This window comes from Legionella fallonii LLAP-10, from assembly GCF_000953135.1.
In the GTDB taxonomy this organism is placed as follows: Bacteria; Pseudomonadota; Gammaproteobacteria; order Legionellales; family Legionellaceae; genus Legionella; species Legionella fallonii.
Genome location: NZ_LN614827.1, coordinates 1466629 through 1485157, shown reverse-complemented (window position 1 = coordinate 1485157; position 18529 = coordinate 1466629). Strand labels below are relative to the sequence as shown.

Sequence of the window (18529 nt, the reverse complement as noted above, 5' to 3'; positions counted from 1 at the left end):
CTCCCAAAATCTAAAATTGTAATATTTTTATATATCGATTGTAGGATTCTGCTCGTCTATCAATATGAAGGGCTCCAGAGTTAATCTTGGTAACAGCCGCTATAAAATTTTCATCCAACACTTTTCCTCCCGGGTGTATTGTAATGTGCGAGCCTAACGAATCAGCCCTCTTGCTTAAACCTCTCCAATTCCAATAAATAACTGCGGCTTTAACATCGTGATATGGCTTCGTAGCTAGATCAGGGTTATTAATAAAATCACTACCGCCAACCCTCATATAGTTCTCTCTACCCGAATAGTGAAATAATCCACGCCCTCGAAACAAATAGCCATCCCGACTATTCACATCACCATTACCATTTATACCAGCATAAATAGTATTAGCGAAAAGCTCTCCATTACCTAATGCTTTAATTTCTGCATTAGACATACCTTTTAACTTAGTAGGAAACGTAGTCCTAGCATATTCAGGATCTGTATAGGTAAAATTATTTTCTACAAACGTGGTCATGCCTCCCGTTTCTTCATTCACTGTAGCGAAGAAATAAGCTAGCCTTTTGGGTGTGTTGATGCCACCAGCGGATAATTGCGCATTAAATTCAGGTAAGTATGAGTCTATTACCCCTTTCTTTGCGCGAGGAAACATTAACCTAAGTTGTTCTTTTGTAATGATTTCACTCCGTTTAGAAAGCAGAGCACCGGCACCAATTTTAAACTCAGATGAGTCGCTACTTGGAGTATTATTAATAAATCCTAATAATTTAGAACCATACACTCCGTCATAATTATCTAAATTTATATTGCCTCCCCTAGCACGCTGAGATTCATATCCCTCGCTACCACTTAACTTCCGCGCATCATAACTATCTTGCTCTTCCTGCTCCAGCGCTAAGGCGGCGGCTCGTTGATGGGCTAGGATTTCTTGATGGAATCGTTCATAAGTACCTTCAGGTATAGGAGAATAAGCGCCCTCTTCGGTGGGGATAGGGCAATACTCATCCATCTCATCGATTTCTTTTAGTTTTAATCGTGCTAAATCTTTGTCTGTGATTTGCGATTGTTCTAATTCGCTCCTTTTATCCGTTATTGCAGAGCCAATTGCGTCGCCTAAATTATCTTGAAGCACGTCCAATGCATTGAGTTGGCTGCCGGCAACCGCGCTGTTTAATCCCGCGTTGGTTAAAGCCCTTAATTCAGAGCTCAGCATGCCGGTGTTGTGGTCTAGGCCTCTTAGGGTTTTATCCAGTTTGCTTCCTAGGGCTCCTCCCATAAGCCCCGCGGTGACACCAGATACGGCGAGTTGTTCCCAGTCGAAGTGTTGGTGTTTTTGCAGCGAAAGGCTAATGCTCTGGCTTAACGCGTTTTGCTCCATTAGTTGCGCCGCGCTGGAAATGCTAAAGGCTTTCGATACAGATAATTCATCCATAGTATTAGTGAACTGTTGATATACTTTGCTGCCATTTAATCCTCGTAACAAACCACTGGAGGCTGCAGTCGCAAGACCGGTAATCAACGCGCCTTTAAGAGAGATGCTCTCTTGCAGCTCCATCGCTTTCGCAACCCCTTGGCTTGCTATATTACCAATGAACCCCGCAGTAAAACCGGCTCCGAGCGTTGCACCTAAACTATGCATTAAACTACCGCCAAGAACCTCCATCCCCGTGGCAAATAAGCCGCTACTGGTGGCGCCAACACCCGCTAAAGCACCCATAATACCCGCAGTCATCACCGTCGCCACGACAGAAACAACGGCTACAACAATCTTGGAAAATAAACTATGCTTTTTCGGTAATGGCGGTGGGGTTGGGGCTAAGGGGGCTATTACTGTAGCACTGGTATCTCCTATCATTTGGTTGGCATTGAGTACCTTATGCGTTGCCTGGGTATGGTGTTGCCCTACTGCAGCTGCAGGAATAGTCAGACGTTGACCAATATGCAGTTGGTCGCTGCGGCCTGCTTGGGCGTTTTTATCACTAATGCCATTCGCACCCGCTAATAAATACCACAGGCTGCTGTCGCCATAAAGCTGTAAGGCGATGCTTTCTAATGTATCACCCGCCTGAATGGTGTAAGACCCGATATTATCTTGCGGCGCATCAGGAGCTACTCCATTCACACTGCTGTCATTGTCTCGATTTAAAAATCCTTTGATGGTCTGGATGCCCTTAGCACGTTGCCAGGCGTATTGACTGGTTGATTCTGCCTGTTTCGCGGTACCCGTGGGCGTAAAACCACCATACACCGTCAACCGCGAACTGCCTAAGAGGTCTTTATGTAAATCACCGATGGTCTTACCGCCAATGCTTAAATAATTAGTGCGGCCATCCTTATCTTCTCGTATTTTAAGACCATCCAGGGAGCTATTGATGTAATGAATCGTATTCACTCCTTGGTCATCAATGGTATCGCGCAATTGGCCATTCTCATCATAAAGCCTGCGACTCCTGCCGCTACTCGTGCCTCCCGCATCATTGATTTGCATCGCATCATCAACACTTTGCAAATAATTATCCCAAAGCTCGTGACTGTAATGATGTTTTAGCGTATAACCCGAGTTTTTCCTTTGCCCCGTGACGTGAAGCTCCATGTCCGTCAAATTACCCGCAGCATCATAGATATATTGACTGCGCGAGAGTTCGTTACCGCCGCGCCCTTCTTCCGTTCTTTGCGTCTCTAATACCCCATTGCGGAACGACATGATGTTATTCTGCGCTAAATGACCGCGTGCATCAAAACTACGCTCTAAAACTACCCGACCGGCTTTATCATAATGCTTGGACTGTAGATTAATGCCGTTTTGTTGAATCAACTCCAGTTGATTCTCTTCGTTGTAGACATAATCATACTTCTGTAACACCCCTTTTTCGTATTTACTCGACTTCTTAATATTCCCTGCAGCATCATAAGTCGAGGCACTGCCTTGGCTACTGGTTATCCTGATGTGACCATCAACTAATTGCCCTTTATTGACGACCATCCTATCGTTTTCATCGTACAGATAATAATCATCACTAAAAAGCCACTGGTTATTCGTCGCGTTGTAATTAGTACTCACACGCGTATGACGTATATTACCTACCCCATCATACTCATAATCAATAGCCAGAAGACTACGGTCTTTGTTAGGAAAACGATTGTCTGTGTCTTCTGGATTGCGTCGTCTCACCTGCACTAAACGACCTAAAGCATCGTATTGATATTGGTCAACTTCGCTAAACCAGTGATCTTTACGACTGGATTCTTTGCCAATCAATTGGTCTTCAGCATCATACTGAAAACTCACCGACTCATTGTGTCCTTCATCAACATACTGTCTTAATTGACCGTCTCCATTGTAGTTGTATTTGATGTTTTTTCCTGTCGTCGATTGCTCTTTAATCACTAAACCATTTCTATTGTATTGATACGTCGATGTATGCTCACCTAAATCGGTATGTTGCACCAATTGCCCTTGCTCATTATAAAGCCATGACTGACTGTGCCCTAAGGCATTGGTTTCTTTAGTTTTATGACCTGCATCATCATACTCATAAAAAGTGAGGTAACCGCGGGTATCACGACGCGTCACCTGATTGCCCAGGGCATCATACAAAAATGCTGTTTCTTCTTCGGCTCCATTTTTTTGTTTGAGTAACTGCCCTGCTTCATCATAATCATACTGCTGACGGGTTTTAGGTGCATCCACCGCAACTAATCGATTCGCCGCGTCGTACGTGTAACGGGTGACTCCTCCCAACTCATTGGTGAACTGAGCTAATTGTCCGAGTAAATTGTACTTTTTGCTACGTTGATTGCCTTGGGCATCTCGCTCCTCAATCACATGCCCCATCGCATCGTATTCTTTGCGAACAGTATGTCCATTGGCATCAATCATCGCTAGTGAACGACCGAGTTCATCATAGGCATAGTGATTCACAGGCCTTAGGATACGGCCAATGCCCTGCTCATCCACGACCTGAACTTCTGGCAACTCCTGTTTAATGACCTGGTTAAAGGCATTGTATTCATAACGCGTTTCATAGCCCAATGCATTGATAGAACGCAACATATTGCCCCAGCGGTCTACCGTTTGTGATTGATGAGCATACGTTAAAGACCTGTCACCAACTCCGACAGTCCACTCTTTGCTCTGCCCCACCAAGCGTCCCAGTAAATCATAGACATTATTTTGGCGCTGTAGGTCATAACGCCAATGGTCTTCGTCATATCCTATCTTCGACTCAAAAATATCTTCTGATAAATCCGCTCCTAAATCACCGTATTGACCAGTATAATTATTAGTCGAGGTCACTACTTGAGTGACATGGTCCATTAAATCGTATACATAAATTTGATAAAACCCTTGGGTATTAGAACGCCATACTCGACCTAAAGTATCATACTCAACATGAGTGGCGTACTGCCCATTAATCCCTTTAGCAATCACCTCGCCAAAAAGATTATATTTGGCATCTTCAGTGCGCATGATGCCTGTGTTTTTAAACGTAGCCGTTTGCAACAAACGCTTTTCGCTATCGTAGGTGTAGCGTTTGTCTTGAATTAGTACGCTACCATCGACTTGTTTTAATGACCGCCAACTGCGTGCCAGATTACCATTGGCATCATAGCTGTAATAAACCTGTTGGTTTAAGCCATCGCTCTCCGCAATGACCTGTCCTTGCGCATCATATTCTTGTCGAGTGATTAGATCGAGATTAGATGCTCCATTTAAAATAAAGTGCTGTTCGTCAGCGGCGAGAGCCCCTTGCGCCCATTGTCTCGTTTCTGACAAACGTCCTAATGCATCGTAAGAATAAGTCGTTGCAGCGCGCCCCTCTCGTGTTTGCGGCGCTACTTTGGCGATTAACTGACCTAATTCATCGTAATAACAATAGGAGGTATGGCCCTGTGCATCAGTGCTCTTTGTCATATGACCTAAAGCATCATAACTATAGGTGGTCGTTACATCTTGGGTGATGCTTTCATAGTTGTTCGTCCCTGATTTTAAACGCTCAAAACGAACTTGCTTTAAGGTTTTACTGGTCATTTGTCCTAAAGCATCATAGCTATAAGTCACAGTGCGGTCTTTATCGCTGATTACAGCAGGGCTATAATGCTCCGTATTCCACTGTTTGGTCGCTGTTGCATACTCGGTCATGCTGTCGACCTCACCAAAACCATTGATTTGATAAGTCGTTACATAGCCTTGCGCATCAATAACCGCCGTTTGATGTCCGTCTTTATCGTAATAGGTATAGGTATCAGCCCATTCACTTTGATTTACTCGAGTCGATGATTTAATGACGTCGCCAAAAGCGTTATAGGTATAGCGCGTCGTTGGTTTCAGATTTGCATCGTATTGGCCAGTCTTGGGATCGTAATTTCGAATAGGGTTACGACTTGTCTCAATGACTTGGTTATCTAAATTGTAGACGGTGTATTGGTGACGGTCGTATTGGTTTGGTCGTAATGCTTTAGCAACTGCCTTACTGGTGTACTCAAACTGGGGACCTCGTTTCAACGCAGTAGCGTAAAGCGTTTTTTCAATCAAGCGTCCCAGGGCATCATACTTGTATGCAGTGACACCACCTTGAGTATCAACACTGTACTCCAATAACCCTTGATGATCGAATACTTGGTGCTTCCAATTACCGACTTTATCGCTAGTCGCAATCACCTCGCCAAAAGCATTGTATTGAATTTCTTCTGCTACAGTCTGAGTGACTTCCTGCCTTTGAGCGGAGGCTGTAGCACTGGCACAATTGAACCTCACCTCAGGATAAATGGTTTTAACGAGACGATTGGTGTTATCAAATTCATAAAATAACGTTTGTTTGAGTCCTTCAGCATCACGCACCACCGCAATTAAATTGCCGAAACTGTCATAACGATTGCGGGTGATAATGGAGCGCTGCTCCTGTCCCCTGGCAGTGCTTACTTTAACAAGGGGGGAGCGTGTTTCAATCAGTTGATTACTTTCATCATAAAGATAGCTCCAAAGCGTCTGATTGGCTTCGATTTTACTTAATACATTGCCTTCAGCATCATAAGTGTACTGCGTTACCGCATGCAGTGCATTGTCTTGGTTTACTAATCGACCTGCAGCATCGTATTTATATCCTGTTATTTTAGCGCGTTGTTCTTGAGCGTTAAGTGCCTTTTGCATTCCTTCTGCCGTGTAAAAGGATAAATGCAGTGGTAAAGCATGGGTTAACTCTGCGATGACATTGCCCACCCCATCATAGCGGCGCTCCAACACGCGCCCTTCACTACTGATGCGGTATAATTCTTGGCCTGCAGTATCATAAACAAAGTGGTTGGTTCTATCGTGAACACTTTTAACTAAATGCTGAACGTCAAGAACCCCTGCATCGTGAAAGACAGTGCGCGTCGCATAAACTGTACTAGCAATCATATGACCTAATTGATCGTACTCGTAAGATTTGGCAATGCCTTCGGCACTTAACTCGAGAGTCATGCGCCCGGCTTTATCGTAGCCATAACGGGTGGTTTGATCAAGTTGTGGATTGGTTTTTAACGCGTTCACCACGTCTTCCACAGCCCAATCTCTGGTATTGCTCAAATGGATTGGTATCGCATATTGGGTAGTCCGTACTAATTGGCCGCTCTTGTCATACAGAGACTCCTTGACCCGCTTATCATTACCCCATTGAAAACGCAGTTTATTTAAACCATCATAGACAAACCATTGTTCTCGTGCTCCTTCAGTTGATGGTAAATCTCTCTCTCCCTTCTTTAACTTCTCTAATGAAACGGTATGAGCATACTGGCGAACTAATATTAAGTTGCCATTACCATCATAACGATAAGTAGTGGGATAACCTAAGGCATCATACACAGCAGTTAATTGACCTAACAAGTTAAACGTACGAAATTGATAGTGATCATGAGTTGGATCATCTTGCAAAATAGACCGTACACTTTGTTCATCATAATGGGATAATGGGATAATGGGTTTTGCATAGATTATCGTCTGAATTTCATTACCATTAATATCATAAACATGTTCGGTAACTATCCCGCGCGGATTAATTTGATAACGACAGCGATTATTGACGTCATAAATAAAGTGAGTGCTGTGTTGATTGGCATCAATCTGAGTAATGAGGTTATCATTGGCATCATACTCATAGCTTGTTCTAAGCCTTAACCCATCAGGGTCGATAATCGTTGCAATTCGTCTCCCTAAATGATCCCATTCATAAGCAACGACTTTATTGGCTCCATGAGCGTTTATCTCAGTCTGACGAATTAATAATCCCCTGTCATCATAAATAAAGCGAGTCACTAAATTTAATCCTTGAGGATCAACACCGGATTGCAGTAAATGACCTTGATTGTCATAAACAAATTGCTTGATGCACCCATTAGCTTCAATAACTTGCAATTGCCTCCCTATGCCATCGTATTGGTAAGAGGTTCTTAATTGTAATCCATCGGGATCGACTGTTTTTGTTAGAGTATGTCCTGCTGCATCATAACTATAAGCAATCAGTTGACCATCAGACTCATCTTGCCATAAAAGATTGCCAGACTCATCGTAGTGGTATTGTGTCCATGCCTGTTCTGGAGAGTCTTTGCGTAAGAGCTGTCCTTTTTCATCGTAATGAAAATCAGTAGTGTATCCCTTGGCATCAGTCACTGACACCTTATCGCCAAAGGCATTAAACTGGGTACTCATTTTAGCATTATTTTCAAAATGAGTGACTACCAGAGTATTATTTTGATCGTTATAACTAAAGCTTTTTATACCCATAGTATGAGTAAAATCAGTCTCATATAATACTCGACCAAAAGCATCATAACTCATTTTTTTAAACTGGTTGCTGGCATTAAAAATTATAATCTGCTCGCCTCGCTTATTCAGCATAAAACTAGTTGCATTCAAACGCCCATCCACTTTTTTAGTCACCCCACCAAAGGCATCATAATCTATGGCATTCTTTCTCGCGATTCCATCAGCATCTGCAATGCTTTGGGCTAATAATCCTCGTTGATTATAGATAAAGGATGTCGTTGTTTGCTGTTGTGCGCCAATTTTTTGCGTGCTGGACTCCAGTTCACCAAAAGCATTATAACGATGAGTCAATAATCCGGAGCTTCCACTATATCGCGCAATGACCTGCCCTAAGGTGTTGTATTCAAAATGAGTGAACTCATCAAAGTTATCATCGGCTAGAACTTGCAATCGTCTTGCTAATTCTTCGGTACTTAAGCCTCTAACCTTCGTTTTTAAGTACGCACTGTAGGTTCTGGTAAAATCCACCTGGCCAAAGTGATTATAATTCGTTTCGGTAACTGCGCCGTCTGCATTAACGGTATAGCGCAATGCTCTTGCTTCATCATAAAAATAAGAGGTGGTTTGATTTAGGGCATTCGTTTTAGTCAACAGCAGCCCTGAATGGTCATACTCAAAACGAGTACTGTGTTGTTGCCAAATTAACTCGATTTGTTCCGGAGAGAGAGTGCTCTGTTGCTGGATGAGCGCGGCCCCTAGTTCATCAAGACTTTGAATGACTCGTCCTAAGGCATCATAGCGATAACGTTGTTGTCGCGTCGCATGAGTGCGCTCATCCATTATTGTTTTAGTAGTTAATTGCCCTAACTCATCATAAACGTAGGTCGTGACTAAGCCACCTTGTGTTTTTTCCTCAATTAATAATCCTAAATCATTGTATTGATACGCGGTACGATGATCATTGGTTTGAGTCTTAGGTCTAATTTGCTCTAGAGTGGTTGTTTCATTAATAGGAGTTGTTTTCGCTACGGCCTGTTCATAAGCGCATTGCTCTTGCAATAAACCACGGGCATCATAACGGTATTCGGTTAAATAGCGCTCGCCATCAATATCCGCCATTTTAAGTCCACGACCATCATAAATGCTATAAAGATGAATGTCCTTATTATTATTTAATACCGGTTTATCTTTAGACCAATCGCCACAGTAAGACTCGATCACTTTATTAAAATAACGGCAGGTTTCAATAATATGCCCTAGGCGGTCATACACATAAGATGTAGCAAAACCGTCTCCGTTAACTTGTGCTTCTAATCTGCCTAAGACATCGTAGTAATAATAAATAGTTCTATCCTTAACATCAGTTACCAATTGAATGGAATTCATCGTCAGCAACTGCTCTGGATTAAAAGCACTTAGGCGTTTGGCATAAGCCTTAGTACTAATCACCTGACCTTGAGCATTGTATTGATAGGCGATAACCGCGCCTTGCGCATCGATGCGATAAGCCACTTGATTATATTGGTTATAGACTATTTGACTTACGCGATCGCCAATGCTTTTTTGTGCTTTGATGGCGCTAAAGGCGGGAATTTGCTCTAACCAGCCTGAAGTCACCACCGAGTGCTCGTACTCACGGGTTTGTATTACAAATCCTTCCTCATTATAAAGATACTCAATCAGATGGCTGCGAGTATCTACTTGTGCCTGCACGCGCCCTTGCTCATCATAAAAGGTATAAGTGGTGAGTCCATCAACTCCTGTTTGCGCAATCAAACGCCCTGCTGCATCGTATCGATAGGTTGTCGTGCCATAGGCATGGCTGTTGTCCAAACGGGTGACAGCAAGCAATAAACCGCTACGGTCATAAAGACGAATGGTTTGTAACCCATTAGCATCCGTTTGGATAATGCGTTGATGCGCGTCATCATATTCAATGCGTTGGCTATGTTGCTGATTGTCTATCGTCTGAATGAGTCGCCCTAAATCATCATAAATGTAGTGGGTGATGCTCCAACCACCGTCTATAGGAACACTTTTTTCCACTAACCGTCCCGCTGCATCAAAACGACTTCGTGTGCTGAGTGCACCTAACATTATGCCCTGTCCTGTGGCATCTACTTGTCCATAATGAAGTTCTTCTATAAGCTGTCCACGCCAATCATAACGGTAATCAATCAAACTCACCTCTTGCGGATTTTGCTTGGCTCCCCATGCTTGTAGTGCATCCTTGCTCACTAACTCATCAAAAGACAAGGCACTTAAATCGTAACCGGTGCGTAAATAACAACGCGTACTAGTAAGTTGTCCTTCCTCATCATAACGTCGTTCAGTCACTGTTCCATCGGAGGCGATGGTAAATAGCAGATGACCGCGTTCATCATAGATATAGCGGGTCGTTTGAGGATGAATGGGATGATGAGCACCATCAAAATGCTGATAACGCGTCTCAGCAACTAAGCGATGCTCGGAATCATACATTCGTTGAGTCACTTGGCCGGTGGGCTCTTCAATATAGATGCAATCCCCCGCATCATTGTAGCGAAACCACCATACTTGATTGCCCTGAACTATGGAACTTAATTGGGTTCCCTCGTAATAATAACGCATACGGTACTGCTCTGGACCATCGATGCCGGTTAATCTATTGTGATCATCATAGTAATAGATCCAGGACTCACCTAAGCCATCAGTCACTGTTGTTTTTCCTGATTGATAATCATAAGTACTGATGCGTCCTTCCCCATCAATCAGCTTTTGAACTCGTCCTTGAGCGTCATAGTCTATATGCAGTTTGGTGCCATCAGACTGTCTTATCTCGCTAATGCTATTGGAATCTCCGGCATAATCATAAGCAATCCAAAATGTTTTACCTTGACCTAAATCGCGACTGACATGGCGCAAACGTTGCTGCTCATCGTATTCATAATGAAGATGATGAATCACTACCCCCTCGCTGGTGGTTGTCACGTCCTGTAATAAACCCTGGTGAAAAGACCAGATGACTTGTTGTTTGCCATTACGATCAACGATAGAAGACAGGTGGTTATTCTCATAATGAAAGGAAATGCTATGTCCATCACGATCGCAAATCTCAACCAACTGTCCGTCTTGTGAATAGTGGCAGGCTGTCTTTTGTTCTCCCTCTCTATAAATCCAGACATTTTGATTAAAGCTAAGGAGTGCAGTGCCCCCCTCCTGAGGAAGGTACGCATTTTTCGTCGCATCAAAAAGAAATACACTGCGATGCCCGTCTTCACCAATACGTGTTACCGAGGAGCCTATTGCATTGATTTCACCAACTATCTCCAAACGAGATTGCCAATTAAAACACCAGGATGATGCCCCTTCGCCTCGCGAATTGTAGGTTTGAAATAAATCCAGGCCAAAACCGATGTCAGCTAAAAATCCATCGGATTGACGCAGCACTAGATTCCCATTAGCTGCATTAACATACACAGACTCCCCTCCTTGGCCTAATGCGGCAACTCCCTTAGGTCCGTAAGCGCCTAGACCTATAGAGGAACCTTGTAATCCTAATCCATCACCAGTGAAAATCTGTGTCATCATACGTCCTTAATGCGGTGTTTAACGTTCTGTTAGTTTGTCTCAATCAATTCATTACTGTCAGATCTAAAGAATAAACTTCCGATACCCCTCCAGGAGTATTTTTTATTACTACCTTTATCCTGATGTCTTCATTAAGTTCACCAGGGATTCTCTCTGCAATTAACTTATTATTTTCTATTCGTAACCAAGTAGGAGGTACGAAATCTTCAGCATATTTAATTTCATATGGCACTTCCTCATACTCTGGAAAAACATCTCTATTCGCTGCAAAGTCATAATAAAAAAATTGATCGGGATAAATCATAGGCATTACAGGGTTCGCAGCCTTAAAGCGAGGTTTTTTATCGGGATCAAAATCAATTTGAAAAGGAATTTTTATTGGATCTGAACTGCCCCCAATGGAAGTACTAGCACGCAAGGTGAGTTGAAATAACTGTCCAACGGCCTCTAGGGGAACAACACCTTCTAATACAGTAGGATTGGAAGATGAAATACTGAGCCATGATGCAGCTGGCTCTACTTTATCCAAGACCACTTTAAGAGAGGAATTATGGGCTGGATCTTTAACGTAATCTGCTAGATTTTCATAGATGTTAGTACCAGCGGCCTGTTCTAATTTGAATGCATTAATCTCTGGTTTCTTTGTTAGATCGTAGGCTATGGGAATTCTAACTTTCAAAGGGTCGGAATCCCCACCAGTATTGGAGCTGGCAACAAGGAGAACATCGACCTCCTGCCCCGCTGCATCTGGCGGTACATCGCCAACTAAAAGAGTAGCATCGTCGTGAGCGATGCGTAACCATTTAGGATTACAACTATTGGATTCGATACGAAAAGACACCTGATTAGTGACCCAATATCCAGGCCGAAGTTCTACCAGTTCCATAAGGTTCATAGAGTATTTCTGTTCGGGCAACGCACTGACCATGGAATAATGAGGTTTAAATCTTGGCTTGTCTTGAATATTAGCCTGCACTTTAATAAGTAAGTTCTGAGCTGCAGTTGCCCCATTAGCATTATGAACGGAAACGCTGAATTGGTAAGTACCCATGCGTTTCGGTGTTCCCACTATAGAAAAACTGGCGGGGTCGAAACGTAATCCATCTTGTTCAATGGGATGAACCACTGCTTGAGCTGGGACTCCTGCCATCTGATTTTCATCATAGTAGTTCACTGCCGATTTAAGAGGATAAACAAAGGGCTGATTGGCAGTAGCATTCTGCTCTGGGATATTTAACATAGACAAATGATGAGGAATGACAGTAACCTGAAATGGTCGGGAAGAAAATGGATTATTCCATTGATAATGATGTGGCCATTTACCATGTTCACCCCAGAGACTATAAGTTAATACCCCTGATATAACCCGCCCCATTACATTACCAGGTATTACGAGCCTCATATGACAAATACCCGCCCCCACTGCCCATCATCATAAGGGACATAAGGGCAATGCTTTGAGACAGACTGTAAACTACCTCCTGGAGGAACCGACCACAATTTATATCCCTGAAGAGCAAAATACTGTAAATCAACAGGCACAACCAGTGTTTCACCATAAAAAACTGTGGGTGGTACGCTGCCCAAATATATTGCAGCACTGGGATAATGAAAGCCAAAAGAAGAACAACAAAAAAATGACAAACAAAGTAAGATTAATTTTTTCACAATATCATCCTTTTAAAAGGATGGAAATAGTGAAAACTTGGTGTTTTACTAAAAAAAGACATTAGGTTTTCCGTTAGTTTTGATTGTTGGCACTTACTTAATTTTTTCATGAGACTACTCCTTAGTTTTCATGCGGCACTTCCAAGCCGATTGCGATAGTAAACAAAGGAGTGAAACACGTCAATTAGAAAGAAAAAAATATTTTATCTTCATAAAGATATGCTGGCACTAGAGTTATTTTTTGTTCAATTACATTTGTTAAAAATCAACTTTTTTATAATGATTGATTTAAATAACTAGTTATAACGTTTGAAACTTTAGAATAACTTATTTTGATTTATGGTTTCCAATGATCAAAAAGCTCTAGAACGAGAAAATAATGGGGTATCAGCTTCTTCTTGAATAAGAGTCGTGGCCTCTTTATATTCTTGGCTTTGTAGATAAGCTACCGTTTTTTTGAAAGACAAATCCCCGTTTGCCTGATAAACCTCTAAATCTACTGCATCAGCTTTATTGGCCTGTTGTGTCCAGTACCATAAAGTAATCCACCACTCTACAATTGGTTTATACACTTCAACCCAGGCCAATACTGGCTTCGTAACGTGTTCTGCACCAAAATAGAAAGTTAAAAATTGTAGTTGTTGCTCTGAAGATAAATCAGCTTCAACGATAAAATAAACCAAGTCTCTGACAAAATCGTTGTTTTTCGAATACTCCCAATCACTCATATACATTCTTTCTGCAACAACTTTATCTTTTTTCTCTATGCGCGATAACATAAAATTAAACGGAGTCGTATCATTATGACAAGGGCTTAGATTGATATCATAACAGCCAAAAAGTTCTTTTAACTGCTCCATCTGATTTTCTATAAAAGCTACATCGCTAGGTAACTGAAACTCCATACTTTTTAAGGCATTTAACAACTTCTCACTAGGCTCAAAGATACCCATGTCATTGTCAAATAAACTGGAGGAATGCAATCTACGCATTAAACCTGCAATTGTTACTAATATGTCCATCCTTGCATAGGCCTCTTTATCAAGAGGTATCACGCCTTCAATAAAGCGTGTTAACTGTAAACCATCTTCCGGATCAAAAAAATCAATAGGCACATTAAGGTCTAATTCTACTGCCTGACGTGCATTACGTGCCTCATCTGCCCTACATATAAACGCAGAGGAACCTTTGCCTGGCACTCGCAACACGCCTTTATATTTCATACCTCGTGTCTCAAGTATGAAATTAAGGTTAGTCATACCTCCAGATAATATTTTTAATTTTATTACATCAAGACCTACCCCCTTAAGAAAAGGGATACGATGAATAGTAGGTAATAGATCTATGTATTTTCTAGTAAGAGCGGTGTATTTATTCCAATCTTTACTTACGCATGCAGCAGATCCAAAACTTCTTGGATCTAATAGGCTAAGTATGTAGGTTACTACGTCTTCATCTACTTCAGGGTTTTTACTGCCAAAAAAGCTTAATGTCATAATGTATTATCCTGATTGGAATTCGGCTCTGTACTTAAGATAGTCAATCTTGTGCCTTATCTATCGAAAAATTCATAAAAAACAGTATATACTATAATAACTTTTTTATGATTTTAACTATTCAAGGTTAATGTAATGTCTGAACCACTTATCTCCATCCCGCGCAGACAGGCCTTGATATTTGCTTGCTTCCTCGTTTTATATGAGTTTCTAACCTATATTGCCAATGACATGATCATGCCCGGCATGATTAGTGTCGTAAAATCGTTTAATGCACCGGAAACAATTGTTGCCACGTCTCTTACTGTCTATATTCTTGGTGGCGCCAGTTTACAATTAATATTGGGCCCAATATCGGATTCCTATGGTAGAAGACCTTTAATGCTCATAGGAGCCTGCCTCTTTTTTGTATTTACTATATTAATCGCCTGCTCTCACTCCATGAATCAGTTCTTAATTGCCCGCTTTTTTCAAGGCATGGGCTTATGTTTTATTGGTGTGGTAGGTTACGCTACCATCCAAGAAATGTTTGATGAAATGGGAGCTGTTCGTTTGATTGCTATTATGGCCAATGCCGCCATATTAGCTCCCTTACTTGGCCCTCTTCTGGGGGCCATAGTTATCCATTACACTTCATGGCGTTTCATATTTGTTATGATTGCCATTTTAGCTCTCGTAGCATTTTGGGGCTTATGGAAATTCATGCCCGAACCCTTAGGGCAAGTAAAAAAAGATGGACAAATAATACCGAAAATACCCTTCTCAGCAAAATCAGTATTCTTAAATTATAAGAGGCTCGGTACTCACTTAACCTTTTGTTTTAGTACTATCGCTATAGGATTAGTCGGGCTTCCATGTATTGTCTGGATTGCTCTGGCTCCTGTAATTCTTATCGCCGAAGCTAAATTAACGGTTATTCAATATGGACTATGGCAACTGCCTATATTTGGAGCAACTATAATTGGCAATTGGTTTTTGCATCGATTGACCTACAAACATGAGATTAAACAGATCATTTTTCTAGGATGTATCATTATGAGCATCGGAGTTATTTTAGTTGCTCTCCTACCCTATTTTTACGGTAATAATTATCTGCTACTAATTCCAGGTATTATTATTTATTTCTTTGCTCTAAGTATTATCAATGCACCTTTAAACCGATTTTGTTTATTTATTACTCCAGTAAGTAAAGGCACAGCTTCTGCATTAATAAGTTTAAGTGTCATGGTTATTGGCGCTACGGGAATAGAAATAGCAAGTGCCTTTTATCATGAGCACATTAATCTATACCTTGGCATTTTTTGCATGGCAGTAGGTGCGCTCTTTTTATTATTTATCAGCCTTGCTTTTGTATCGAAAAAAGAACAAAAAAAAACTATTGAAACATCCTAACTTTATTCCTAATCCAATGTTTTCCTAAAAAGAACAATACTTAAGCTAATAATAAATATCATAAATAGGATAATCGGCCATATATCCGGCCAAAGAATATCAACAAAAAGTGTATTATATTGGGGGATGATTTCAAACATGTAACCCCGAATAAAGAATATATCATTTCAGACACAGAGTTATCCGAGATAAAAACTGTTATCAAAGGTACTAACTATCAAGAAGATTTCATAAAACTTAATGAAGAATTAAAATCTTACCAATGCCTTCTTCCTAATGCTATTAAACATAGTATGAGTTTCTGTGAGCAAGACGGTACTCGAGTTCTGGCTATTGGGTTTGATCCTGATTTTGGCAGTATGGATATCTTTTCCTTTGTGGAAGTAAGTAAAATAAAACCACTGAAACTCAATAAATATTCTAAACTTATTAATGCTAATTAAAATGTCATTTAAATCAGGAAGAATTAATGAAAATTCTTATGTGCGAACCCAAACATTATAATGTCAGCTACGAAATTAACCCTTGGATGAATAAAGAAATACCGGTAGATAAGAGTAAAGCGTTATCCCAATGGGTACAATTTAAAGACACTCTTCATTTCTGTAACATTGATACTCAGCTCATTCAACCAGTTGAAGGCTTACCTGACTTAGTTTTTACAGCTAACGCGGCTCTTATGATTAATAAGAAAGCGTATTTAAGTAATTTTCGCTACGATGAAAGAAAAAAAGAAGCCCATTACAATAAGTTATGGTTTATAGAACATAATATCCCTGTCGATGAGAGTGCTTTAGACAGTAATTATTATTTTGAGGGCGAAGGTGATGCGCTTTTTGCAGGATCTCATATGCTATTTGTTGGTCATGGTTTTCGTTCAGAAAAAGCTTATTTTCATCACATACAACAGATTTTAAACCTAGATGTTATCTATTGCGAACTGGTTAATCCTTATTTCTACCACCTCGACACCTGTTTTTGCCCATTAGATGAAAATACAGCTTTATGGTGGCCCCAAGCATTTTCTGAGTCAACTCAAACTGCAATTAGAAATGCTATTGACGTTATTAGTGTTTCGGAAGATGAGGCAAAGCAATTCTGCTGTAACGCTGTAGTTTCCAACAAGAATATTATCATTCCTTCGGGATGCAATGAGGTTAAAAAACAGTTAGAAAGTATGGGTTTTAAGGTCTTTTGTTGTGATATGAGTGAGTATATTAAGGCTGGCGGAGCCTGTAAATGCTTGACTCTAATACTGGAATAGATAATTGATTAAAAAACGTACATTGGAGCAAAATGCCCCAACGTACAACTGTTCATTCCATCGTTATTATGCTGCGCTCTGGATAATATGAACCTGACGACTTGGATGCGATTCTTTAAGTAAGAAAGCCGCAATAAGTAAGCTTCCCAGAAAACATAAAGGCATGACTAATAACGCAGTCTGATAGCTTGAAATGCTATAAACATGCACCCCATTAACTAAACGAGATGAATCTAAATGTTGCAAGATGTAGCCTACTAGAGGTTGAAAAATTGCACCACCAATTAGAACTGACAAATTATTAAAACCAGAGGCAGTACCAACCAACTCCGGAGGATTATTTTCTTTAACTACAGCAAAACTCACTGTTTGACCGCCGGCTCCAAGACCTAAGACAAATAGAATGACGTATGCCCATCCCAAAGTTAAATGTGGCGAATAGAGTAAAATTAACGTAGCTGTTAAACCTAATATAGCACTAATGATTAAAGCACTACGCCTACTTTCAATTTTATCACTAACCCAGCCCAATAAAGGACTACCCACCCCGATACCAAGCCAGATCATACTGCATAGACCTGATGCAGCGACCACACTTACATGAAACTTTTCTTGCAAGAAAGGAACGCCCCAAAGAGCGGCAAATACCGCTATAGGCGTCCAAATAGCAAAAGCATATCCACCGATGATCCAAGTATGTGCGTGTCGACAAACAGCAACAAGCCTTTTCCATTCCTCTCTAAGGTAATGCTTAGGTATCGCTTGGTTTTGCTGATGAGGGTAATCACGTATATAAAGCCAAAAAAATACGGCTAGAATAAAGCCAACTCCGGCCAAGATAAAACTCGCGCTACGCCATCCTACACAATCAATGAGCGCAGCCAGTGGCATCTCTCCAAACATGGCACCGACAGAACTCATTAGTTGAGCAACCCCAGCAAGAATAGCGAAATAATGAGGAGGAAACCAACGAGAAATAAGGACTAATACACCGATAAATGAAAAAGCAGAACCTATCCCTATTAAAAACCTGCCAAGAGATGCTGTAAGAACACTGTCCGTTGAAGCAAAGAATGCAGAACCAAAAGCACATAAAATAATAGCAAAAGTCATTAACTTGCGAGGACCATATCGGTCATATAAGACTCCTGCAGGTAATTGAGCGGGGGCATAAGCATAAAAATAAAATGCGGAAATAAAACCAAATCCCTCACCAGTAACGCCAAAAGTTTTCATCATAGACTCAGCCATAACGCTTGGCGCCACTTGTAATACAAACTCATATAAATAAAAAGACGCTGCCAAGAAAAAAATAACATAAGCAGCAGTAAGATTATTCTCAGACGAATTCCATGTGTTTTTTGTATAATGTTCGTTCAATTTAAAATCACTCAAATAAGA

General features: G+C 41.1%; 8 protein-coding genes. 3 read left to right on the top strand and 5 right to left on the bottom strand.

The genetic code is table 11. The features are described from left to right. Positions 1-10: 10 nt before the first annotated feature. The 4 genes from LFA_RS06030 to LFA_RS06015 all read right to left on the bottom strand — a co-directional run bounded on the left by LFA_RS06030 (position 11) and on the right by LFA_RS06015 (position 14472). A complete protein-coding gene (locus LFA_RS06030) occupies positions 11-11308 on the bottom strand; it encodes a LysM peptidoglycan-binding domain-containing protein (RefSeq protein WP_084602122.1) in 11298 nt (3765 codons plus the stop codon). 43 nt (positions 11309-11351) lie between these two features. Then, the gene (locus tag LFA_RS06025) at positions 11352-12710 is read right to left on the bottom strand and encodes an Ig domain-containing protein (RefSeq protein WP_045095382.1); all 1359 of its coding nucleotides are present in this window, start codon (positions 12708-12710) and stop codon (positions 11352-11354) included. Then, on the bottom strand, positions 12707-12976 hold the full coding sequence (locus LFA_RS06020) for a hypothetical protein (protein WP_045095381.1): 270 nt from the start codon (positions 12974-12976) through the stop codon (positions 12707-12709). Before LFA_RS06020 ends, LFA_RS06025 begins: the two co-directional genes overlap by 4 nt. A 353-nt stretch (positions 12977-13329) precedes the next feature. Further along, positions 13330-14472 carry a phosphotransferase gene (locus tag LFA_RS06015; protein WP_045095380.1) on the bottom strand — a complete coding sequence of 381 codons (1143 nt, stop codon included), beginning with the start codon at positions 14470-14472 and terminating at the stop codon, positions 13330-13332. A 135-nt stretch (positions 14473-14607) separates the two neighbouring features. On the opposite strand from LFA_RS06015, the gene LFA_RS06010 reads away from it, so the two are divergent. From LFA_RS06010 to LFA_RS06000, 3 genes are all read left to right on the top strand, one after another. Continuing rightward, positions 14608-15864, top strand: coding sequence for an MFS transporter (locus LFA_RS06010; protein ID WP_045095379.1), 1257 nt, complete (start codon positions 14608-14610; stop codon positions 15862-15864). A 119-nt stretch (positions 15865-15983) separates the two neighbouring features. Beyond that, the gene (locus LFA_RS19775) at positions 15984-16307 is read left to right on the top strand and encodes a hypothetical protein (RefSeq protein ID WP_045095378.1); all 324 of its coding nucleotides are present in this window, start codon (positions 15984-15986) and stop codon (positions 16305-16307) included. A 26-nt stretch (positions 16308-16333) separates the two neighbouring features. Further along, positions 16334-17128 carry a dimethylarginine dimethylaminohydrolase family protein gene (locus LFA_RS06000; RefSeq protein WP_045095377.1) on the top strand — a complete coding sequence of 265 codons (795 nt, stop codon included), beginning with the start codon at positions 16334-16336 and terminating at the stop codon, positions 17126-17128. A 66-nt stretch (positions 17129-17194) separates the two neighbouring features. On the opposite strand, the gene LFA_RS05995 is transcribed toward LFA_RS06000, so the two are convergent. Beyond that, positions 17195-18508: an MFS transporter gene (locus LFA_RS05995; RefSeq protein ID WP_456237226.1), complete on the bottom strand. Its 1314-nt coding sequence runs from the start codon at positions 18506-18508 to the stop codon at positions 17195-17197. Positions 18509-18529: the final 21 nt, after the last annotated feature.